The following is a 23,302-nucleotide window of genomic DNA, read 5'->3' as shown; positions in this document are numbered from 1 at the left end:
TGTCAAAAACGGCACGGGTTGGGAACATGCCAAGGAATGTGCAACTTTGGAAGGGAAGCAGTTCGCGTGATAACGACAGTCTTGGCGCAAAATTGCTATTGCCCGGCAGATTTCGTTCGAATCTCCGGCATCGATCAAACTGAAACATTCACCACAGCGCCGCGTATCCGGTTGGCCGCGCAACGGACGCCGTAGCACCTTGATACGCGCACAATCCCTAATGCATGTCGCGCAAAAGTGCGCAGCGGTTTTGCGATAACAACATGCATAATTTCGCATCTGGCGAAGCTTTGCACAGTGCCAGCCGATCCCGGACAGGCTGCCAGAACGGCGACGACTGTCGGGTTGCCGAACCTTTCGCGCCCGCCGGCTTCAGTACTCGCGTTCGTAGAAAACGCCGCCCTTGGCTTCGCCGGCGTCGGTGGCTTCGCCGCGCAATTTGACGCCGCGGCCGACGTCGAGATCGATCGCCGCCTTGCCCGAACCCGGCTTGTCGCCCTTCTGGATCGTTACATAGGTGCGGTCGTTGAGATATTTGCCGGCCGAGACCGCGGTGCCGCCCTCCTCGTCGGTGATGACGTCGAGATCGTCGACGCCGATGGCGCTGCGCAGGTTCTGGAGCAGCGAGGTCGAGCCGCCGATACCGGCCAGTTGCGCGGCGGCTTCGGCAAGCTGGGCGATCTGCAGCGGCGACAGGTTCGACATCGAGCGGCCGAAAATCAGTTGCGCCAGAACCTCGTCTTCCGGCAGCGCCGGCACCGACGAGAAGTTGAATTTCGGATTGGTCGCCTCGCCCGACACCACGATGGTGACGGTGGTGCTGCTCGTCGTCGATGTCGCCGTGAGATTGAGATAAGGCACCAGCGACCCCGAAAAGCCGACCGTGCCTTCGGTGAAGGTCAGCCGCTTGGCTAGGATCGACAGCCGACCGCGCTGCAAGTCAAAGGTGCCGACCGCTTGCGGCGACGATGCCGGGCCGGTCAGCCGCAGCGAACCGCCAAGCTCGGCATCGACGCCCCTGCCCTGGATGAAGATCTGGCTGGGCGCGTTGACCGTGACATCGAGGTTGAGTCCGCCGCCACCGCTGCTGCTGCTCGCCGTCGCCGGGCGCAACGCCTTGTCCTGCGCGCGCACGGCGGCCGGTGCGTTCTTGTGCCTGACGTTGAGCGCCGCCAGCGAGCCCGGCAGCTTTTCGGGAACGGTGATGACCGTCTTGGCCAGGTTGATCGTACCCGAGATCACCGGCGCCGATGCGAGTGGCCCCTTGATGGTCAGGTCGCCGCCGAGATTGGCGGTGACCACCCTGCCGTCGGTGTAGCGGCCGTCGACGAGCTTGACCGACAGGTCGGCCGGAAAGCCCTGCGCCGGATTGATGCCGACCGTGCCACTGGCCGACAGGCTGCCGCGCGTCGACAAATTGCCGGTCAGGCGGTTGATCCTGGCGACGCCATCGCCGATCGCCACATCGGCGGTGATGTCGTTGATCGCAAGTCCCGAGCGTGCATCGATCAGGCGGGCGCCCGACGTGCGGACCGTGCCTGAGATCACTGGCGCCGTCGCCGGGCCGCGCACCTTCAAATTGACGTCGGCCGTGCCGCTCAACGAAAGGCCTTGCGCGGCCAGTGTCCGGGTCAGGAAGGCGAATGGCACCTTGCCGGAAAAGTCGAGATCAAGCGTCGGCGTGCCCGACGTCGTCATCGTGCCGCCGCCCTTGAGGCCGAGACCGGCGGCATCGCTCATGCTGGCCTCGAAGCTCAGTCTGTTGCCGGAAAACGTGCCGGAGGACGAAACGCCCATGCCGCCGAAACCGGCGCCGCGGGTCTGCGACGTCTGGACGCCTGCGGCGTCGACCTTGAAGGCGACGGCCGGATTGGCCGGCGCGCCCGTCACCTTCACCGTGCCCGAGATCGAGCCGGCGGCATCGAGGCCCGGCGAGAAACTGTTGGCGAGCGACATCGGCACCCGCGCCAGCGTTGCGTTGAGGTTGAGCGCCTCCCCGACCTTGCCCGAAACCGTCGCCGTGCCGCCGCCGAGGTTGAGTGCGAGCCTGTCCAGGCTAGTGGTACCGTTGGCGATGGTGATGGTCGAGGTCTGGGCGATCGCCGCCTTGATGCCGCGCATGGTCGCCTGGCCGGAGGCGAGCTCGACCGTCGTCGTGCCATTGGCGACCCTGACGCGGCCGGCCGCCTTGGCCGGAATGTCCTTGACGGTGGCGCCGCCGGAAAAGCCGGTCCAGTCGCCGTCACGGGTGAGATCGACATCGATGCCGCGAATGACGGTGCCGCCGGAGGTGACGCTGTCGGCACGGATTTTCCCGGAGATCACCGGTGCCGCAAGATAGTTGGCGATCGATGCGTCGATGGTGACCGTCTTCGCCGAAACATCGCCGCGTGTAATCGACGCCGTCGAAGCCTTGACGGTGACCTCAGGCGCATTGCCGGTCTTCGAGAACACGATCGTGCCACGCACGTCGCCTTCCGCCTTTTCCAGCGCAAGCGCTGCCAGCGGTCCGACGTCAGGCAGGTCGAGCGCCACGGTGCCTTCAGGCACGAAAGCCTCGTCAAGCGCCAGGTCGCCTGATATCCGGTTCTTGCCGAGCGACAGCAAAAGCCCGTCGATGGCGCGCTTGCCGTCGGATGTCGCCAGCACGGCACTGCCTTGCAGGGGCTGGCCCGCGACATTTCCGGTCAATTGGACATTGGCCGCCGGGTTGGCGGTATCGGCCTTGCCGGTGGCGGTGAGGCTCAACCCGGTGATCTCGCGTTCGGCCACCGAAAGCCGGTCGCTGTTGACCGTCAGCGACAGGTCGGGCGCGGTGCTGGCGCCTTGCGCGTTCAGCGCGAAGGTGATGGCGCCGTTGGCGTCCCCGGACAGAAGCGAGATGTCGGCCAGCGCGCCTTTGATGTCGACGGTGAGCTTGTTGTCGGCAAGGCTTGCCTGCCCGTCGGCGGTCAGCGCGCCGGACACCAGCCTGATCGCGTTGGCGGTGACATTGCCATCGGCGTCGCGCTTCAGCGCGGCACTGAGTTCCGTCCGCTGCGCGAGCACGCCGCGCGCTGCCGCCGGCAGCGCCGCGGAAACGGCGTCGGTCTTGAGGTTGAGGTCGATGGCGCCGTCGGCCAGCGAGATCCTTCCATCGAAGCCGGTGTTCAGCGCGTCGCCCGTCACCGACCCGCTGTCGATGACAATGCCGTCGGTCGCCAGACTGCCAGCGACTTGTGCCGTGATCTTGCCGGCGATCAGCGGCGCTATGGTCGGATTGTCCAGGCCGATCTTGTTTGCCGTCACCGTGCCGGAGACCGGCCCCGTCCGGCTCTTCACGTCGAAAGCGTCCGAGTGCAATGCCAGCGTGAGCCCCTCGACATCGCTGAATTTCGTGGCGACCGAAGGCAGAACAGCGGAAATGTCGAGCTGCGGCTGCGTGCCCTGCCCTGCAGCCTTTACCGAAAGCGCCTGCAGCTCGAGCTTGATCGGGCTTTCGGTGCTGCCGAGCGCCAGCGGCAGGCTCGGGCCGGTCGAGGCCAGGTCGAGCGAAAAATCGCTGGCGCCGTTCGGATTGATGGTGCCGGCAGCCTTGCCGGAAATTTTGTCTCCTGAAAGTGTCGCGTGGTCGATGGCGACGCCGCCGGCGGAGGAGAAGCTGCCTGCCGCATCGAGGTTGAGCGGCCCAAGCCCCGCCTGGCGGGTCTGGCTGGTCTCGGCCCCGCTGAGCTGCGCATTGAAACGAATGTCAGGGGCTGCCGACGGTCCCGTCACTTGCGCCGTTCCAAGGAATGTGCCCGCGGCGTCGAGGCCGGGTGAAAAATCATTGGCCAGGGCGGCCGGCAGCCCGGAAAACTCTGCCGCGAGGTCGAGCGTCGGGCCGGCGGTGCCGGATACGGTCACCGATCCGCCGCCGACATCGAGCATCAGCTTCTCGATGCTTGCGGTGCCATTGGCGATGCTTAAGCTCGACGGCTGCGCTATCCCTGCCTTGATGCCGCGAATGGTCGCCTCGCCGGAGGCGATCTCGATGCTTGTCGTGCCGTCCGCGATCCTCACCCTGCCTTCGGCGGTGGCCGGAATGCCGGCGACGGTGGCGCCGCCGGAAAACCCGGTCCAGTCGCCGTCGCGCTTGAGATCGACATCGATGCCACGAATGACGGTGCCGCCGGAGGTGACGCTGTCGGCACGGATTTTTCCGGAGATCACCGGTGCGGCGAGATAGTTGGCAATCAGCGCATCGATGGTGACCGTCGTTGCCGAAAGATCGCCGCGCGAAATTGAATCTGTGGTCGCCTTGATGGCGACATCAGGCGCATTGCCGGTCTTCGAGAAGGCGATCGTGCCACGCACGTCGCCGTTAGCTTTTTCCAGCGCCAGGGCTGCGAGCGGACTGATATCGGGTAGATCCAGCGCCACCGTGCCGAGCGGCAGGAATCGATCGTCGAGAACAAGGTCGCCCGAAACTTTGTTGTCGCCCAATGACAGGCTTAGCCCGTTTATGGACCGCTTTCCCTGGCGCGTTACTAGCGACGCCTTGAAATCGAGTGGCTCGTCATTGACGGATCCGGTGAGCGAGATATCGGCCGCCGGTCTGGCGATGTCGCCCTTCCCCGTCGCGGTGAGCTTTAGCCCGGTGATTTCTCGCGCCGCCACCGAAAGCCGGTCGCTGTGGACTGTCAGCGACAGGTCCGGCGCTGTACCAGCGCCCTGTGCGTTCAGCGCGAACATAATGGCGCCCTTGGCATCCTTCGACAGAAGCGAGATGTCGGCCAGCGCGCCCTTGACGTCGGCGCTGACCTTGTTGTCGGCGAGGCTGGCCTGCCCGTCGGCGCTGAATGCACCTGATACCAGCCTGATGGCGTTGGCGATAACATTGCCGTTGGCGTCGCGCTTCAGTGCCGCGCTGAGCTGCGTCCGCTCGGCGAGCACGCCGCGCACTGCCGCCGGCAGTGCTGCGGAAGCCGCAACCGCCCTGAGGTTGAGATCGATGGCGCCATCGGCCAGGGAGACCCTTCCATTAAAGCCGCTGTCCAGTACCTCGCTCGTCACCGAGCCGCTGTCGATGACGATGGTATCGGTAGCGAGATCGCCGGCGACCTTGGCAGTGATCTTTCCGGCGAGCAGCGGCGCGATGGTCGGATTGTCCAGGCCGATCTTGTCCGCCGTCACCGTGCCGGAGATCGGCCCTGTCCGGCCCTTCAGATCGAAGGCGTCAGAATGGAGCGCAAGCGCGACGCCTTCGGCTTTGGCGAGGTTGGTGGCGACCGACGGCAGTGTCGCGGAGATATTCAATGTCGATTGCATGCCCTGCCCCGCGACCTCCACCGACAGCGCCTGCAACTCGAGATTGATCGGGCTTTCGGTGCTGCCGAGCGCTAGCGGCAGGCTCGGGCCGGTCGAGGCCAGGTCGAGCGAAAAATCGCTGGCGCCGTTCGGATTGATGGTGCCGGCAGCCTTGCCGGAAATTTTGTCTCCTGAAAGTGTCGCGTGGTCGATGGCGACGCCGCCGGCGGAGGAGAAGCTGCCTGCCGCATCGAGCTTGAGCGGCCCAAGCCCCGCCTGGCGGGTCTGGCTGGTCTCGGCGCCGCTGAGCTGCGCATCGAAACGAATGTCGGGGGCTGCCGACGGTCCCGTCACTTGCGCCGTTCCACCGAGCGTGCCCGCGGCGTCGAGGCCGGGTGAAAAATCATTGGCCAGGGCGGCCGGCAGCGCGGAAAACTCTGCCGCAAGGTCGAGCGTCGGGCCGGCGGTGCCGGACACGGTCACCGATCCGCCGCCGACATCGAGCATCAGCTTCTCGATGCTGGCCGCGCCATTGGCGATGCTCAGGGTCGACGGCTGCGCGATCGCGGCCTTGATGCCGCGAATGGTCGCCTCGCCGGAGGCGATCTCGACGCTTGTCGTGCCGTCTGCGATCTTCACCCGGCCTTCGGCGGTGGCCGGAATGCCGGCGACGGTGGCGCCGCCGGAAAACCCGGTCCAGTCGCCGTCGCGCTTCAAATCGACACCGATGCCGCTGATCACGGTGGCCCCCGAAGTGACCGTATCGGCCTTGATCGTGCCGGAGATCGCCGGTGCCTTGAGATAGTTGGCGACCAGCGCGTTGACGACGATGGTCTTCGCCGCCAGATCGCCGCGCGAAATAGACCCGCTCGTCATATCGATGGCTACCGTCGGCGCGCCACCATCATTCGAGAGGCGAATGTTGCCCTGTACGTCGCCGGCCGCCGTCTGCCCGGCAAGCGCGGCCAGCGGGCCGATATCGGGCGCTTCGAGTGTCAGCGTGCCGAGCGGCAGCAAGCTGTCGTCGAGCACGAGATCGCCCGAGACCTTGTTATCGGCCAGCGACAGGCTAAGCCCGTTGATGGAACGCGTGCCGTCGCGCGTCACCAAGGATGCCCTGAGATCGAGCGGCTGGTCGTCGACGGACCCGGTCAGTGCGACATCGGCAGCCGGATTGACGATGTCGGCCTTGCCCGTCGCTGTCAGCTTGATCGCCTTGACCGTGCGGCCCGACGCGGTCAGGCTGTCGCTGTCGGCCGAGACCGAGAAATCCGGCGCCGAGCGCGCGCCGCTCGCCGTCAGCGCGAAATCGACGGCCCCGCCGACTGGTACACCAACCATCGGCGACAGCACCGAAACGTCGCCGAGCGTGCCCCTGATGTCGGCCTGGATGTCAGTGCCGGTCGCGCTGGCGGTGCCGCTGGCGCTGAGCGAGCCCGACGTGAGTTGCAGCGCATTGGCGGCAAACAAGCCTTGTTGGTCGCGGGTCGCGGTCGCCGAGAATGTCACACGCTCGCCGAGAACCTGGCGGATCTGCGGCGGCAGCGCCGTCGAGACGGCATCGGCGTTCATCTTGAGCGTCATCGCCAGATCGGCCAGCGTCACCTTGGACGTCACCGAGGCATTGAGCGCATCGCTGCGCAGCGTGCCTTGATCGACGACGATCTCGTCCTTGCTGATCGACCCGGCGAGGTCCGCGGTGACCCTGCCGGTCACCAGCGGCGCCAGCGTCGCCACGTCGGTGTTCAGGCCGCCGGCGATAAGCTTGATGGTGACCGGTCCGCTGCGGTCCTGGATGTCGAAGCCGTCGGAATGGATTTCGGCCACCAGATCGTCCACCCGGGTGCCGCCCGCCACCACCGAGACCAGAGACGCGCCGATGTCGATTATCGGCGCCTTGCCGCCGCCGAACGCGCGGGCCGTGGCACCGGTGATCGCCACCGTCACCGGCTGCGCCGCGGCGCCGAGGCTGAGCACGATTGGTGGACCCTTGGCGGCGAGTTCCACCGAAAGGTCGCTGGCGCCGTTGGGGTCGATGATGCCCGCAGCGGTGCCATGCACGGCATCGCTGTCGATGCTGGCGCGCTCGACTTCGACGCCGCCCGTCACGATCGCGGTTCCGGCGAGTTCGAAGCTGGTCTTGCCGGCAAACAAGGATTTCAGATTGTCGGGCAAGAAGCGCTGGAAGTCGCCGTCGCCCTTGGCCTCGACATAGTTGCCCTTGTCGGTGAGCTGGTGGCGACCGGTGAGCTGGGTGACGATCTGGCCGTCGACGACGAAGGTACCGATGCCGCTCCAGTTGGCGACCGGCCCAGTGCCGGTGACGACGATGTTGACCGGCGGCGTATCGGGCAATTTGAGCAGATTGGCGATGATACCGCCGGCCGGCTCCGATGCCTTCAGATCGAGGTTCAGCTTGTTTTCGGCGGGCGCGAAATGGATGTTGGCGTCGACCTTGCCTTGCTTGCCGTCGTGGCGGGTGATGTTGAGCCTGGTTTCGAGCGCCAATGGCGCCGCGTCGGCCTTGAACGATCCCCTGGCGGCGAGCTCGGCGATACCGCTGCCGGCCAGCGCCTGCCCGAGCGCGATTTCCGGCAGGTCGATCTGCTTGATGTCGAGCGACACCGGCAGCGTGGTGGCGCCACCTTGGCTCGGCTGCGTGCCGGCCACCGGCAGCCGCGCCAGCTCGAGGCGATCGGCGGCGACGCGGCCGGCGCTGAAGTTCTTCGACAGAAGCGCCAGCGGCGACCAGTCGACGGCCACCTTGCGCGCCACCAGCCAGGCGCCCTGGCGATCCTCCAGCACCACATGGTCGACCGTCAGGGCTCCGGACCAGATGCCGTCGATGCCGCTGACCGTGACCTTCTGGTCATCGGTCGACGCCACGGTCGAGATGATGCCGGCGAGGTTGGCGCGGCCGCGCTCGGTCTTGGTCAGCACGACGAGCGCACCCACCACCGCCGCCACCAGGACGAGCAGCGTGTAAAGAACAATGCGAAGGACGCGCTTGAACATTGTCATCAAAACGCCTGGCCGATGCCGGCATAGATGCCGAAATGCGGGTCATCGGGATCCCGGTTGAGCGGCACCGCCGCGTCGATACGCAACGGTCCGAACGGCGTAATATAGCGCAAGCCGACGCCGGCGCCGACCTTCATGCCGGAAAAATCCGGGAATTGATTGGTGGAGACGGTGCCGGCATCGACGAACGGCACGACGCCGATCGTGTCGGTGATGGCGATGCGCATCTCGACCGAGGTCTCGAAGAGCGAAAGCCCGCCGATCGGCTCTCCGTCGGCGTCCTTCGGACCGATGCCCTGATAGGCATAACCGCGCACCGAGCCGCCGCCGCCGGCATAGAAGCGCCGGTTGGCCGGAACATCCTGAAGGCCGGCGCCGACGATCGAGCCGATGACGACTCGTTCGGCAAGCACGAATTTCGAAGCCGCGTCGAGCGACTGATAGGCCGATCCTTCGCCCCTCAGCTTGACGAAGGCCGCACCGTTCAAAATGTCGTAGCTCGGCTCGGCATAGGCCAGCGCCCTGAATCCGGTCGTCGGGTTGAGCCGGCTGTCGCGATTGTCGTAGACATATCGCAGCGGAACGCTGGCGATCAGATAGGTGTGCTTGCCGAAAGAATCGTGGATCTTCGAATAGTCGAGCACGACTTCGGCGGAAACCGTCTGCTGCCTGTCGAGGTCATAAGACAGGCCGGTGTTGCCCTTGACCGAGAAATTGTCGTAGGCGTCGGGATGCTCTAATACGGTGCTGACGCCGGCGAAGAATTTCGACGCCGGCCCGACCACGCCCGGCTTTTCGAACATGATGCCGGCATTGTAATTGAGCTCGGTAAACTCATTGCTGCCGATACCGCTGATTGCGCCCTCGATGCGCAGCTTTTCGGCACGGCCGAACAGGTTGCGGTGCCCCCAATAGCCTTCAAGGCCGAGCCCTTCGGTGTTGGAGAAGGTGCCACCAAGGCCGAAATAGCGCGGCTTGCGCTCACTCACTTCGACGCCGATCGGGATGTTGCCGTCGGCGTCGAGACCGTCGGCCTCCTTCAGCGTCACGCTGTTGAAGACTTCCAGCCCGAGCAGACGGTCGCGCGCTTCGTCGATCTCTTCCGGCGAATATTGGCGGCCGCGCTGCAGGCCGGTCATATATTCGGTGAAATCGCGGTCGACCTTTTCCGTGCCCTCGACCGTGGTGTCGCCGTAGCCGGCAACCGGCCCGGCCGCCACGGCCAGCGTTACGTCGAGCGTCGAGGTGGCGTGGTCTGCAACGATCTCGCGGTCCGTCACCTTGGCCAGCGGCCTGCCTTGCTCTTTGAGCGCCCGCACGATCGACGCCTCGGCCTTGAGCACGGCACCGGAACCGGCATCGCCGCCGGCGATCAGGCCGAAATCGGCGCCCGCCAGCCCCGCCGCATCGCCCTCCAGCCTGATGTCGCCAAGCGTGAACTTCGGCCCGGCCGCAATGATGATCACAACCGGAATCGGCTGCGGACCCAAGAATTCAGCGTCGGGCGGCAAATCGTCGAGCGGCTTGCCTTCGATGGTAATGGTGACGACGCCCTCGTAGCGGGCGTCCGCATAAAGGGCGGCGACAAGCTGATCGCGGTCGGCACGCGCCTTGGCCAGCAGGCCGAGCGAACCGGAAACCGGACGTTCTTCGTCGTCCTTCAGCGCCGAGGCGTTTTCGAGTTTCTCGGCGAGATCCTCGTCGGCGTCGGGCGCCTCGATGGTCACCGCATAGCGCAGCGGATCGACGATGTCGGCATCTTCATCCTCGGACGATCCCCACAGCTTGATGCCGAAGATCTCGAAAGCGGCCGCATTTCCGCTCGCGCCAACCAGTGCAGTCGAGCATAGCAAGGCGGAAAGCAAGGCGAGCGAAAACACGCGCCGTGGCGCGGTTCCTCCCGACATCTGCCTTTCATACGCCGACATTACAACTCTACACTAGCGGCCAAAGCTAAAATTGGAATGAAGTTCTGAATTGCTCGTAAACGGGCCACAATCCAATTGCCACAATCCAAGTGTCTGAAATGGACAGGGCTTGGAATTCACACCTTCTGCGTCGCCGCAAGAAAGCGTGATCCCTGTCCTATTGGAGGTACTACCGGTCATCGGCCGGAAAGGAAACCGTTGGCAGGCGGGAACCTGCCGCGTCCTTGTGTTGACAAGCTGGACCGAAGCCTGAACATGTCTGGACGTAACGTGGACGTAACGTAAGCAGTGTCCGGAGGGGTGTCATGGCAATGCGCGCGGCTCGTGGTCTGTCGATTCTTTTCCTTCTCTTTTTCGCCTGGGGCAGTGTCGCGCAAGCGGCCGAAGCGCGCCGGGCGGTGACATCGGACAATTCCGATTACTTCGGCTTCGATCTCAGATCCGACCAGAACGTCAGCCTCGATCAGTGCACGACGACATGTCTCGGCGATCCCGCCTGCCGCGCCTTCACCTACAACCCCAAGGCCAAATGGTGTTTTCTAAAATCCGACTATAACACGTTGAAGCCCTTCAAGGGCGCCGTCGCCGGCAAGGTCGTCAACGTCGAAGGCGACCCCGATATCGGCGCGCCGCCGGCGCTCGCCTTCTTCCCCGCCTGGATGGCCGACCAGGCCCAGCAATACCGCAACAGGCTCACCGGCCCGGCCTACACCAAGCCCACCGAAGGGCTGACGGCGCTGCGGGAGGCGGCAAAGCAAGCGTCGCAGTCCGGCGACCACCGCTTGGCCGTTCAAAAATACGAAGCTTTGGTTTCGGTATTGCCCGACGATGGCCAACTCTGGCTTGAACTGGCGCGGGAAACGCTTGCCGTGCAGCCGACCGCCAACAGCGCCGAGGCGTCGACCCTGCCGGCGAACGCCACCTCCGCCGGCTTCAACGCCTACAAATTGCTGCGCACCACGAAAACCCGCGCCGAAGCGCTGGCACTGCTTGGCGACGGGCTCGATCGCCGCGACCTCGCTCGGCCGGCGCTGCAGGCCTACGAAGCGAGCCTCGCGCTGGTCAGTTCGCCTTGGGTCACGGCCGCCTATCAGGACCTCAAGGCGCGCAAGGGCTTCCGCGTCGTCGATCACACGGTCGACGCCGACACCAGCGCGCCACGCATCTGCGCGCAGTTTTCCGAGGACCTGGTCAAGACCGGCGTCGACTACGCGCAATTCGTCACCGTCGACAACGCCGCCCCCAAGGGCGTCGAGGCCAAGGACAAGCAGATCTGCGTCGAAGGGCTCGAGCACGGCCAGCATTACGACGTGACCTTCCGCCCCGGCCTGCCGGCCGCCATCGGCGAGGTGATCTCCACCCCGGTGGTGCTGTCGATCTATGTGCAGGACCGCGCCCCGTCCGCCCGTTTCACCGGCGACAGCTTCGTGCTGCCGGCCGGCGCGCGCCGCGGCATCCCGGTCGTCACCGTCAATATGAGCGTCGCCGAAATGAAGCTTTATCGCATCGGCGATCGCTCGCTGACCCAGCTTCTGTCCGGCTACCAGTTCCTGCGCCAGCTTGACGGCTACGACATCTCCAACATTTCCGACCAGATGGGCGAGCCGGTCTGGCAGGGCCAGTTCGACATCGCCGACGACCTGAACAAGGAAGTCACCACCTCCTTCCCGGTCGACGAAGCGCTGCCGCAGCGCAAGCCCGGCGTCTATGTGCTGACCGCGCAACCGGTCGACGAGAACGACAACGACTATGATTCGCGCGCCACGCAATGGTTCGTCGTCTCCGATATCGGCCTGTCGACCTATACCGGGCAGGACGGGCTGAACGTCTTTGCCCGTTCGCTCGGAACCGCCAAGCCGATATCAGGTGCTGAACTGACGCTGCTGGCCAGGAACAACGAGATCCTCGGCACCGCAACCACGGACGCGGATGGCCGCGCCGTCTTCAACCCCGGACTGACGCGCGGCGACGGCGGCATGGTGCCGGCCGTGCTGACAGCCAAGCAGGGCGACAGCGACTTCGTCTTCCTCGACATGGGCCGCGCCGGCTTCGATCTTTCCGATCGCGGCGTCACCGGGCGTCCCGCGCCAGGCGCGCTCGACGTCTATGCCTGGACCGAACGCGGCATCTACCGCGCCGGCGAGGACGTCCATGTCGCAGCACTTGCCCGCGACGGCGCCGCCAAGGCGGTCGAGAAACTGCCGCTGACCTTCATCTTCACCCGTCCCGACGGCGTCGAGAACCGCCGCATCGTCAGCGACGGCGCATCGGCCGGCGGCCATGCCGTCGACCTGCCGCTCGAACCCAACGCCATGCGCGGCACCTGGACGGTGGCGATCCACACCGACCCCAAGCAAGCGGCGGTCGCCAGCCAGATGTTCCTGGTCGAGGATTTCGTGCCGGATCGCATCGAGTTCGACCTGTCCTCCGACAAGCAGGAGATCGCACAGGGCGAAACCGCCAACATTACCGTCGACGGCCGCTTCCTTTATGGCGCGCCGGCCGCCGGGCTGGCGCTCGAAGGCGAGCTGACGCTGTCGACCACCCGCGACTGGGATCGCTTCAAAGGCTATTCCTTCGGCCTCGCCGACGAGCAGTCGGCGGAACCGTCGGTCACCCCGTTCACCGGCCTGCCGGTGGTCGGCGACGACGGCAAGGCGACCTTCCCGGTTTCCGTCGACCAGTTGCCCTCGACCACCAGGCTGGTCGACGCCAAGGTTACGGTCAGGATGCGCGAGACCGGCGGCCGCGCCGTCGAACGCTCGCTCAATATCGCCATCCGGCCGCAGGGCCAGATGATCGGCATCCGTCCGGATTTCGACGGCGACGAGGTGCCGCAAGGCGGCACGGCGAAGTTCGGCCTGATCGCCGTCGACCCCGACGGCAAGCGCGAGGCGCTGCAGGGCGCGCAATGGTCGCTGGTCAAGGTCGAACGCAATTACCAATGGTACCGCTCCAGCAATTCCTGGAATTATGAGCCGGTCACCTTCACCAAGTCGGTGGCCAGCGGCCAGGTCGACCTGACCGCCGACGGCGAGGCCACCGTGTCGCTGCCGGTCGACTGGGGCCGCTACCGGCTCGAGATCGAGACATCTGACCCGGAGGGCCCGGCGACCAGCTACGAATTCGACGCCGGCTGGTATGTCAGCTCCACCACCACCGAAACGCCCGATGGCCTCGAAATCGCCCTCGACAAGGACAGCTATGCGGCCGGCGAAGTAGCCAAGCTCAAAGTGTCGCCGCATTTTGCCGGCGAGCTGCTCGTCACCATCGGCGCCGACAAGCTCTTGAAGACCGTCACCGCCAGCGTGCCGGCCGGCGGCAGCACCATCGACATCCCGGTCGGCGACGACTGGGGCGCCGGCGCCTATGTCACGGCAACGCTGTTCAGGCCGGGTGATGCGCAGGAAACCCGCATGCCGGCGCGCGCCATCGGCGTCAAATGGCTGAAGATCGATCCTGGCTCCAAGAAGCTCGCCGTCAGCCTGACGCCGCCGGACAAGACCATGCCGCGCCAGCAGCTGTCGATCCCGGTTTCGGTGGCCGGCGTGCAGCCGGGCGCCAACGCCTATGTCATGGTCGCGGCCGTCGATGTCGGCATCCTCAACCTGACCAACTACAAGGCGCCGGATCCGGAGACCTGGTTCTTCGGCCAGCGCATGCTCGGCCTTGAGGTACGCGACCTCTACGGCCGCCTGATCGACGGCTCGCTGGGCACGACCGGCAAGCTGCGCAGCGGCGGCGACGGCGCCAACATCCTGTCGCAGGGCAGCCCGCCGACCGAAAAGCTGGTCGCCTTCTTCTCCGGTCCGGTCCAGCTCGACGCCGACGGCAAGGCGCGGGTCGACTTCGACATCCCACAGTTCAACGGTACCGTGCGCGTCATGGCCGTCGCCTGGACCGAGGACGGGGTCGGCCACGCCCAGTCCGACGTGATCGTGCGCGATCCGGTGGTGATCACTGCCGGCCTGCCGCGCTTCCTGGCGCCCGGTGATTCGGCCGTCATGCGGCTCGACGTCACCGACGCCGACGGTCCGGAGGGCGACTATGCGCTGTCGATCGACACCACAGGCAATCTTTCGACCGGCAGTGCCGCCCTGCCCGAAAAGCTGACGCTGGCCAAGGGCAAGCGGCAGACGCTGACGGTGCCGCTAATCGCTGAGGCGCCGGGCAACGCCTCGATCACCATCAAGCTCGCCCATGCCGACGGCACCGCTGTCGAGCAGACGCTTTATGTCCCGGTGCGCCCGGCGCAATTGCCGGTGACCACCCGCATGGTGGTCGACCTCAAGGGCAATGGCGGCTCGCTGCGCGTCGACAAGGAGCTCTTGGCGGCAAGCCTGCTCGACGGTGCTTCGGTCAGCGTCGGCGTTTCACAGGCGGCGGCCTTCGACGTGCCGTCGCTGCTGATGACGCTCGACCGCTACCCCTATGGCTGTGCCGAGCAGACCACCAGCCGCGCCATGCCGCTGCTCTATGTCAACGAGATGGCGTCGGGCGCCGGCATGGCCAGCGACGCCGATCTGCACGGCCGCATCCAGGACGCCATCTACAAGGTGCTGAGCTACCAGGCCTCGGCCGGCAGCTTCGGCCTGTGGGGCCCGGGCTCCGGCGACCTGTGGCTCGACGCCTATGTCACCGACTTCCTGACCCGGGCGCGCGAGCAGAAATACGACGTGCCGGCGCTGGCGATGAACCAAGCGCTGAGCAATCTGCAAAACGCGATCGGCTATGACCAGGACGTCAAGGATCGCGGCAGCGAGATCGCCTATGCGCTCTATGTTCTGACCCGCAACAAGAAAGCCTCGATCGGCGATCTGCGCTACTATGCCGACACCCAGCTCGAAGTCTTTACCAGCCCGATGGCCGTCGCCCAACTGGCGGCGGGCCTGGCGCTCTATGGCGATACGCAGCGCTCGGAAGCCACCTTCCAGGCCGCCGTGCAACTGGCCAATTCGACCTCGGCATACGACTACTACAGGTCCGATTATGGCTCGCCGCTGCGTGACAGCGCGGCGATGCTGGCGCTTGCCGCCGAGTCCAAGCCGGTGCCGACGATCGTGCCGGCGCTGATCAAGCGGGTGACGCAGGAACGCGCCGCCGTCAGATGGACCAGCACGCAGGACGAGTCCTGGATGCTGCTGGCGGCGCGTGCCCTGAAGGCCGGCAATGATGCGATCGCGCTGACCATCAATGGCGCGCCGCATGCCGGCGCCTATTCGGACCAGATCGCCGGCAGCGACATTGCCGACAGTCCGCTGACGGTCGCCAACACCGGCAGCAACCCGCTGCAGGCGGTCGTCACCACGGTGGCCTCGCCGATCCAGCCGCTGCCGGCCAGCGGCGACGGCTTCACCATCGGCCGCACCTACTACAAGCTCGACGGCACTGAAGCCAATGTCACAGAGGCGACCCAGAACGAACGCTATGTCGTCGTGCTCAATATCTACGAGCAGAACAAATGGCCGTCGCGGCTGGTGATCACCGATCTGCTGCCGGCCGGCTTCGAGATCGACAATCCGGGCCTGGTTTCCAGCGCCCAGTTGTCGAATTTCTCCTGGCTGGCCCAGACCGACGCCGCCCATCTCGAATTCCGCGACGACCGTTTCGTCGCTGCTTTCAATCCGAACGACGGCGAAGGCGACCGCAACATCACGCTCGCCTATGTCGTGCGTGCGGTGACGCCGGGCACCTATGCCCACCCGGCGGCAACCGTCGAGGACATGTACCGGCCGCAATATTCGGCTCGTACCGCGACCGGCATGATGGAGGTCAAGGCGCCGTAAGGCAAAGATGGCGAACATGAACATGGCGATGGCGCCGCCCCTCATTGCCCTGCCGGGCATTTCTCCCCGTATAGTGACGGGGAGAAAAAGGCCTGCGCCGAAGTTTTCGCCAATCTCGAACGCTGCAGAAAAGCCGCCGTGGACCGTGACAGCTCCCTTCTCCCCGTCACTATACGGGGAGAAGGTGCCGGCAGGCGGATGAGGGGCGGCGCCATGCTCTCCAAAAAATTCCTGCGCCGTTCAGCCATCACGGCCATCTCCCTCGCCGGCTTCCTCGCGCTCGCCGCTGCCACCCTGTGGCAGCTCGACCGCGCCTTTCCGCCGCCGCTGCCGGCGGCGCTGACGGTATCGACCGAAGTGCAGGACCGCGACGGCCAGCTGTTGCGGGCCTTCGCCACGCCGGATGGCTATTGGCGGCTCGCCACCCGCCTCGATCAGGTCGACAGACAGTTCGTCGACATGCTGGTGACTTACGAGGACAAGCGCTTCTGGGACCATCGAGGCGTCGACGTGCTGGCGCTGGCCCGCGCCGCCGGCCAGTTCGTGACCAATGGCCGTATCGTCTCCGGCGGCTCGACGCTGTCGATGCAGCTCGCCCGGCTGACCGAACCGCGCGACAGCCGCAGCCTCGGCTCCAAGCTCAAGCAGCTGCTGCGCGCCCTGCAGATCGAGCGGCGGGTCACCAAGCGCGAGATCCTCGAACGCTATCTGACGCTGGCGCCCTATGGCGGCAATCTCGAAGGCGCGCGCGCCGCCTCGCTGGCCTATTTCGGCAAGGAGCCGAAGCGGCTGACCGTCTCGGAGGCGGCCCTGCTCGTCGCGCTGCCGCAACTGCCGGAAAAGCGCCGGCCCGACCGCAACCTTTCAATCGCCCACGCCGCCCGCGACCGGGTGATGACGCGCATGGTCGCATCAGGCCTGCTCGGCGAGCGCGAGGCCGCACGTGCCGCGCTCGATGATGTTCCCGCCGGCCGCCGCCCGCTTCCGGCGCTCGCCGCCCATGCCGCTTATGCGGTGCTGCCCAGGGCCGTCCTCGGCCAGAAGCTGCGGCTGACGATCCGCAAAAGCGTCCAGGAAGGGCTGGAGCAGGTGGCCAGGGATGCCGCAACCAGGCTCGGCCCCCGCCTGTCCGTCGCCATGGTACTGGCCGACGCCCGCACCGGCGACATCCTCGGCGAAGTCGGCTCCGCCGACTATTTCGACGCCAGCCGCTCCGGCTGGATCGACATGACCAGGATCGTCCGCTCGCCCGGTTCGACCCTGAAGCCGTTCATCTACGGGCTCGCCTTCGAGCAGGGATTGGTGGCGCAGGAAACGCTGATCGATGACAGGCCGACGGATTTCTTCGGCTATCGGCCGAAGAATTTCGACATGGGCTATCAGGGCGACGTCAGCATCAGGCAGGCGCTGCAGCTGTCGCTCAACGTGCCGGCGATCAGTGTGCTCGACGCGGTCGGGCCGGCGCGGCTGCTCGCGCGCTTCCGGCAGGCCGGCGTCACACCGATCCTGCCCGTCAACAAGGCGCCGGGTCTCGCCATCGGCCTTGGCGGCGTCGGCGTGACGCTGCGCGACCTCGTCCAGCTCTATGCCGGGCTCGCCAATGGCGGCAAGGCACACACGCTGCATGACGGCACCGAGCCGGCGAATGCCGAGCGCTCGACCGCTACCATCCTCGATGATCAGGCGAACTGGCAGATCACCGACATATTGTCGGGCGTCAAGCCGCCTGAGGGCGCCGCCCAGCGCGGCATCGCCTACAAGACCGGCACCTCCTACGGCTACCGCGATGCCTGGTCGGTCGGCTTCGACGGGCGCTTCGTGCTGGGCGTCTGGGTCGGCCGTCCCGATGCCGGCGCGGTGCCCGGCCTGTCCGGCTATGTCTCGGCCGCACCGATCCTGTTCGAGGGCTTTGTCCGCTCCGGCCTGGCTGCCGTGCCGCTGCCAAGCCAGCCGGCTGGCGTCACCAGACCCAGGCGCGACGATCTGCCGGTCACATTGGCCCGCTTCGGCTCTGGCGCCGACGGCCTGGTCCAGGCGACGCCGACCGAGCCCGCCCCGACGATCATCTTTCCGCCCGACGGCGCCCACGTCGATCTCGGCGCCACCGCCGCCGACGCCACGCCACTGGTGCTGAAGCTGCAAGGCGGCCGCGCGCCTTTCCGCTGGCTGGCCAATGGCAAGCCGCTGGTCGGCATCGACCGGCGGCGCACCGCGACCTGGCAGCCGGACTGCGCCGGCTATTCGACCCTGACCGTGATCGACGCGGCCGGGCGCGCGGCCAGTGTGAAAGTGTTCGTTGAATAGAATGCGCCAGGCGATTGAGGGAATTGGCTTTCCGCGAGGTCGTCGAGTAGCAGGATACTTGCCCATGCCTGTTCCGAGGCGCCCCCTCTGGCCGGCAGGCCAGAGGGGTATGCCGAAGCTCGTCTTCCGCAAGGTCGCCGTCGTCCTGCCAATTTTGCGCGCGAGCCATTTCCAAGCAGCGCTTCAATCTTCTCGTCGCCGCCGACTGAACACACGCTCGCACTCCTCAAGCCATTGCCGAGGCGCAACCTGTCTCTAGATAGATCGCTCATGTGCTCGGATCCGCATAGCAGCGCTGCGAGGAAAGAATTTCTTCGTAATGCCGGAAGTCAGCGAAAAATTGCTTCATAAGGCCGAAAAAAGCAACTTTGAATGCATCTAATTTCTACTAATTCGGTAGATTGAGGTGATCTCAACGGAGGCGGAAATGTCCAATCCTCATTTCAGGAAACTGCTCGGCGCACTGGTCGCCACATCTGTCCAGTTCGGCACGCTCGGTTTGGCGTTTGCCGATACCACCATCCTCAACGTGTCCTATGATCCGACGCGTGAGCTTTACAAGCAATTCGACGAGGCCTTTGCCGCCCACTGGAAGGCCGAGACCGGCGAGACGGTAACCGTCCAGCAGTCGCATGGCGGGTCGGGCGCGCAGGCCCGCGCCGTGATCGACGGCCTCGACGCCGACGTGGTAACGCTGGCGCTCGAAGGCGACATCAACGCCATCGTCTCGAAATCGAAGAAGATCAATCCCGACTGGCGGACCAAGTTCGAGAACAATTCGGCACCCTACACTTCGACCATCGTCTTCCTTGTCCGCAAGGGCAACCCGAAGGGCATCCAGGACTGGGGCGATCTGGTCAAGGACGACGTTCAGGTGATCACGCCAAACCCCAAGACTTCGGGCGGCGCGCGCTGGAACTATCTCGCCGCCTGGGCCTACGCCACCGCCAAGGATGGTGGCGACGAAGCCAAGACCAAGGAGTTCGTCGGCAACCTCTACGCGCATGTTCCGGTGCTCGACACCGGCGCGCGCGGCTCGACCGTGACCTTCGCGCAAAAGGGCCTGGGCGACGTGCTGCTGGCCTGGGAAAACGAGGCCTATCTGGCGCTCGACGAGTTCGGCGCCGACAATTTCGATATCGTCTACCCGCCGACCTCGATCCTGGCCGAGCCGCCGGTCGCCGTGGTCGACGCCAATGTCGATGCCAAGGGCACGCGAAAAGTCGCCGAAGCCTATCTGAGCTATCTCTACTCCAAGGAAGGCCAGACGCTGATCGCCAAGAACCACTATCGCCCGTCGAAGCCGGATTTGGTACCGCCCGAGGACCTCGCGAAACTGCCTGAGATCAAGCTGATCACCATCGACGATCCGCTTTTTGGCGGTTGGAAGAAAGCACAGCCTTACCATTTCGGCGACGGTGGTATATTCGACCAGATCTACACGCCGGCCCAGTAGACCCAGTAAGCTAGATTCTAGATCAGGACGACATGACCACAGCACCCGCCAAGGCGGGGTGGCGGTTCAGACAGCCGAGCGTCATTCCGGGTTTCGGATTGACGCTCGGCTTCTCGCTTGCCTACCTCACGCTCATCATCCTCATTCCCCTGTCAGGGCTGATCTGGCGATCGGCCGCGCTTGGCTGGGCCGATTTCTGGGCGATCGCCACCGACCGCCGCACCATCAACGCGCTTGAAATCAGTTTTGGCACCGCCTTCATTGCCGCGGCGGTCAATGTCGTCTTCGGCACGATCGTCGCCTGGGTATTGGTGCGCTACAGCTTTCCAGGTCGCCGCATCGTCGACGCCATGGTCGACCTGCCCTTTGCACTGCCGACGGCGGTGGCCGGCATCGCCCTGACCACGCTCTACGCGCCAAACGGCTGGCTCGGCAGCCTGCTGGCGCCGCTTGGCATCAAGGTCGCCTACACGCCGCTCGGCATCGTCATCGCGCTGATCTTCATCGGCCTGCCTTTTGTCGTGCGCACCGTCCAGCCGATCATGGAGGAGATCGACAAGGAGGTCGAGGAAGTGGCCGCCACGCTCGGCGCCAATCGCTTCCAGACCATCGCCCGGGTTCTGCTTCCGGGCCTGGCGCCGGCCATCGTCACCGGTTTTGCGCTGGCTTTCGCGCGTGGCGTCGGCGAGTACGGCTCCGTCATCTTCATCGCCGGCAACCTGCCCTACAAATCCGAGATCGCGCCGCTTCTGATCGTCATCAGGCTCGAGGAATACAATTATGCGGCGGCGACCGCGATCGCGGCGATCATGCTCGCTTTGTCGTTCGTGATGCTGCTGGTCATCAATCTGGTGCAGACGTGGAGCCGCAAGCGCTATGGCTGATCCGGAGATCAAATCCTACGCACTGCACCACGAAAGCCAGTCGGCGGCAGTGACCGAAAGCCGCCCGGCGAAAGCCGTGCTGATGATCGTGACCTTTGCCTTCCTCGGCATTTTCCTGCTGTTGCCGCTGATCGTCGTCTTCAATGAAGCCTTCGCAAAGGGTCTCAGTGCCTATACCGAGGCGCTGACCAATCCCGACACGCGTTCGGCGATCCACCTGACGCTGCTGGTGGCGGCGATCTCGGTGCCGCTCAACATTGTCTTCGGCGTCTCCGCCGCCTGGGCGATCGCCAAGTTCGAGTTCAAGGGCAAGGCTTTCCTGACCACGCTCATCGACCTGCCGTTTTCGGTATCGCCGGTCATTTCCGGGCTGGTCTATGTGCTGTTGTTCGGCGCGCAAGGCCTGCTCGGTGCCTGGCTGAAGGCGCATGGCATCGTCATCCTCTTTGCCGTGCCGGGCATCGTGCTCGCCACCATCTTCGTCACTTTCCCCTTCGTCGCTCGTGAACTGATCCCCTTGATGCAGGAACAGGGCAATGGCGACGAGGAGGCGGCGCTGTCGCTCGGCGCCAATGGCTGGCAGGCGTTCTGGTACGTGACGCTGCCCAACGTCAAATGGGGGCTGCTCTACGGCGTCTTGTTGTGCAATGCTCGCGCCATGGGTGAGTTCGGCGCGGTCTCCGTCGTGTCGGGCCACATACGCGGACTGACCAACACCATGCCGCTGCATGTCGAAATCCTCTATAACGAATACAATGCCGCAGCCGCCTTCGCCGTCGCCTCGCTGCTTGCGGGCCTGGCGCTCGTCACGCTGGTCTTGAAAACACTTCTCGAAATGCGCTACGGCGCCGAGATCGCCGCGACGCGCGGACATTGAAACAAAGGGACGGTTGATGGAAGTTCGCGTTGCCAACGTGCGCAAGGAGTTTGAACGGTTTCCGGCGCTCCACGACGTTTCGCTCGACATCAAGTCCGGCGAACTGATCGCGCTGCTCGGGCCTTCCGGCTCCGGCAAGACGACGCTGCTCAGGCTGATAGCCGGGCTGGAGCGGCCGACGAAAGGAAAGATCTTCTTCGGCGAGGAGGATGCGTCGCAAAAGTCGATCCAGGAGCGCAATGTCGGCTTCGTTTTCCAGCATTATGCGCTGTTTCGCCATATGACGGTCGCCGACAATATCGGCTTCGGCTTAAAAGTTCGGCATGGGGCGTCACGGCCGTCGGCGCAGGAAATCCGCCGCCGTGCCTCAGAGCTTCTCGACCTCGTCCAGCTTTCCGGCCTGGAAAAGCGCTATCCGGCGCAGCTTTCGGGCGGCCAGCGCCAGCGCGTGGCGCTGGCCCGCGCGATGGCGATCGAACCGGCCGTGCTTTTGCTCGATGAGCCGTTCGGCGCGCTCGACGCCCAGGTCCGCCGCGAATTGCGCCGCTGGCTGCGCGACATCCACGACGCCACCGGCCACACCACGGTCTTTGTCACCCATGACCAGGAAGAAGCGCTCGAGCTTGCCGACCGCGTCGTGGTGATGAGCCAGGGCAGCATCGAGCAGGTCGGCACCGCCGACGAAATCTACGACACGCCGAACTCGCCCTTCGTCTACGGCTTCATCGGTGAATCGAGCGCGCTTCCGGTCAAGGTCGAGGACGGCCAGGTCTGGATCGCCGACCGCCCGATCGGGCTGTCTGCGCCGCAGGCGCCGCGGGGCGAGGCAACGCTGTTCTTCCGCCCGCACGATGTCGACCTGGTGGACGAATGCAATGGCTGCATCGCCGGTACGGTCGCCGCCAGCCGCCGCGTCGCCGGCACCAGACGGGTGGAGCTCGAAATCGGCGGCGAGCGCCAGCGGGTCGAGATCGAGCTGCCCGTCGACCATCCGGCGGCGCAGAAGACCCGGGTAGCGTTCAGGCCGCGGCGCTGGAAGCTTTTTCCGGCTGCTTGATCCCCTATCCCTCCTACGCCAGCCAGTTCTCGACCTTCAGGCCCTTGATCCGGTTGAACTCTCCCATGTTGGCGGTCACCAGGGTCGTGTCCAGTGCGTAGGCGTGGGCAGCAATAAAAAGGTCGTTTTGGCCAATGGTCCGGCCGATGCGTTCCAACTCGGCGCGAATCGCGCCGTATTTGGCATCCACCGGCACATCGAGCGGCAAGACAGGAATTTCGGCCAGCAATTCCTCGACCTTCTTGAGCAGCTTGGCCGATCCCTTCCTGACGCAGCCATATCGCAGTTCCGAGGCGACCACGATGCTGGTACACACGGCGTCCTCTCCCACGCGCAGGACGGCGCTGGCGGCTCTGCCCGCCGGGTTTCGGATCATGTCGCTGATAATGTTGGTGTCCAACATGAACCGCATTAAAAAAATTCCTCGGATTTGACAGGTATATCGTCGAATTCGGGGAAGTCGTCCTCGGGACCGAGCGGCGGTTCTTGCGCCCAGTGCGCGAGCAGCGCCGAGAGGCCAGGTTTGCGGACCGGCTCGATGACCAGGCGGTCGCCTTCACGGCTGATCAAGACCTTTTCGCCGGGGAGCTCGAACTCGACAGGAATGCGCACCGCCTGGCTGCGATTGTTGCGAAACAGCTTCGCCTCTTTCTGTGGCGTTGCTGCTTCTTTCGGTGGTGTTGTTGAATGGCGGCGCTGGGACACGGCGACGGCTCCTTTG

General features: G+C 65.2%; 10 protein-coding genes. 6 read left to right on the top strand and 4 right to left on the bottom strand.

The window, feature by feature from the left end; genetic code table 11:
• Positions 1-372: 372 nt before the first annotated feature.
• Positions 373-8,289, bottom strand: a complete 7,917-nt coding sequence (locus BQ8794_RS30765) for a translocation/assembly module TamB domain-containing protein (protein WP_077383009.1) — start codon at positions 8,287-8,289, stop codon at positions 373-375.
• Positions 8,289-10,217, bottom strand: coding sequence for an autotransporter assembly complex protein TamA (locus BQ8794_RS30760; protein WP_077383007.1), 1,929 nt, complete (start codon positions 10,215-10,217; stop codon positions 8,289-8,291). Before BQ8794_RS30760 ends, BQ8794_RS30765 begins: the two co-directional genes overlap by 1 nt.
• 305 nt (positions 10,218-10,522) lie before the next feature.
• Between BQ8794_RS30760 and BQ8794_RS30755 the strand changes: the two genes are divergently transcribed.
• The 6 genes from BQ8794_RS30755 to BQ8794_RS30730 all read left to right on the top strand — a co-directional run bounded on the left by BQ8794_RS30755 (position 10,523) and on the right by BQ8794_RS30730 (position 22,581).
• Complete coding sequence (locus BQ8794_RS30755; protein WP_077383005.1) at positions 10,523-16,003, top strand: alpha-2-macroglobulin family protein; 5,481 nt, start codon at positions 10,523-10,525, stop codon at positions 16,001-16,003.
• A 213-nt stretch (positions 16,004-16,216) separates the two neighbouring features.
• A complete protein-coding gene (gene pbpC, locus BQ8794_RS30750) occupies positions 16,217-18,307 on the top strand; it encodes a penicillin-binding protein 1C (RefSeq protein WP_143744775.1) in 2,091 nt (696 codons plus the stop codon).
• A gap of 427 nt (positions 18,308-18,734) precedes the next feature.
• The gene (locus BQ8794_RS30745) at positions 18,735-19,763 is read left to right on the top strand and encodes a sulfate ABC transporter substrate-binding protein (RefSeq protein WP_077383001.1); all 1,029 of its coding nucleotides are present in this window, start codon (positions 18,735-18,737) and stop codon (positions 19,761-19,763) included.
• 32 nt (positions 19,764-19,795) lie between these two features.
• The gene (gene cysT, locus BQ8794_RS30740; RefSeq protein WP_077382998.1) at positions 19,796-20,647 is read left to right on the top strand and encodes a sulfate ABC transporter permease subunit CysT; all 852 of its coding nucleotides are present in this window, start codon (positions 19,796-19,798) and stop codon (positions 20,645-20,647) included.
• A complete protein-coding gene (gene cysW, locus BQ8794_RS30735) occupies positions 20,640-21,524 on the top strand; it encodes a sulfate ABC transporter permease subunit CysW (RefSeq protein WP_077382995.1) in 885 nt (294 codons plus the stop codon). The genes cysT and cysW overlap by 8 nt, the downstream gene beginning before the upstream one ends.
• Before the next feature lie 16 nt (positions 21,525-21,540).
• Positions 21,541-22,581 carry a sulfate/molybdate ABC transporter ATP-binding protein gene (locus BQ8794_RS30730; RefSeq protein WP_077382992.1) on the top strand — a complete coding sequence of 347 codons (1,041 nt, stop codon included), beginning with the start codon at positions 21,541-21,543 and terminating at the stop codon, positions 22,579-22,581.
• A 13-nt stretch (positions 22,582-22,594) separates the two neighbouring features.
• On the opposite strand, the gene BQ8794_RS30725 is transcribed toward BQ8794_RS30730, so the two are convergent.
• Complete coding sequence (locus BQ8794_RS30725) at positions 22,595-22,993, bottom strand: type II toxin-antitoxin system VapC family toxin (protein ID WP_077382989.1); 399 nt, start codon at positions 22,991-22,993, stop codon at positions 22,595-22,597.
• A complete protein-coding gene (locus BQ8794_RS30720) occupies positions 22,993-23,286 on the bottom strand; it encodes an antitoxin (protein ID WP_143744773.1) in 294 nt (97 codons plus the stop codon). The genes BQ8794_RS30725 and BQ8794_RS30720 overlap by 1 nt, the downstream gene beginning before the upstream one ends.
• Positions 23,287-23,302 lie beyond the last annotated feature (16 nt).

Origin of the sequence: Mesorhizobium prunaredense (genome assembly GCF_900156895.1) — a bacterium.
GTDB lineage: Bacteria > Pseudomonadota > Alphaproteobacteria > Rhizobiales > Rhizobiaceae > Mesorhizobium > Mesorhizobium prunaredense.
This window is presented reverse-complemented; position numbering and strand designations above follow the sequence as displayed.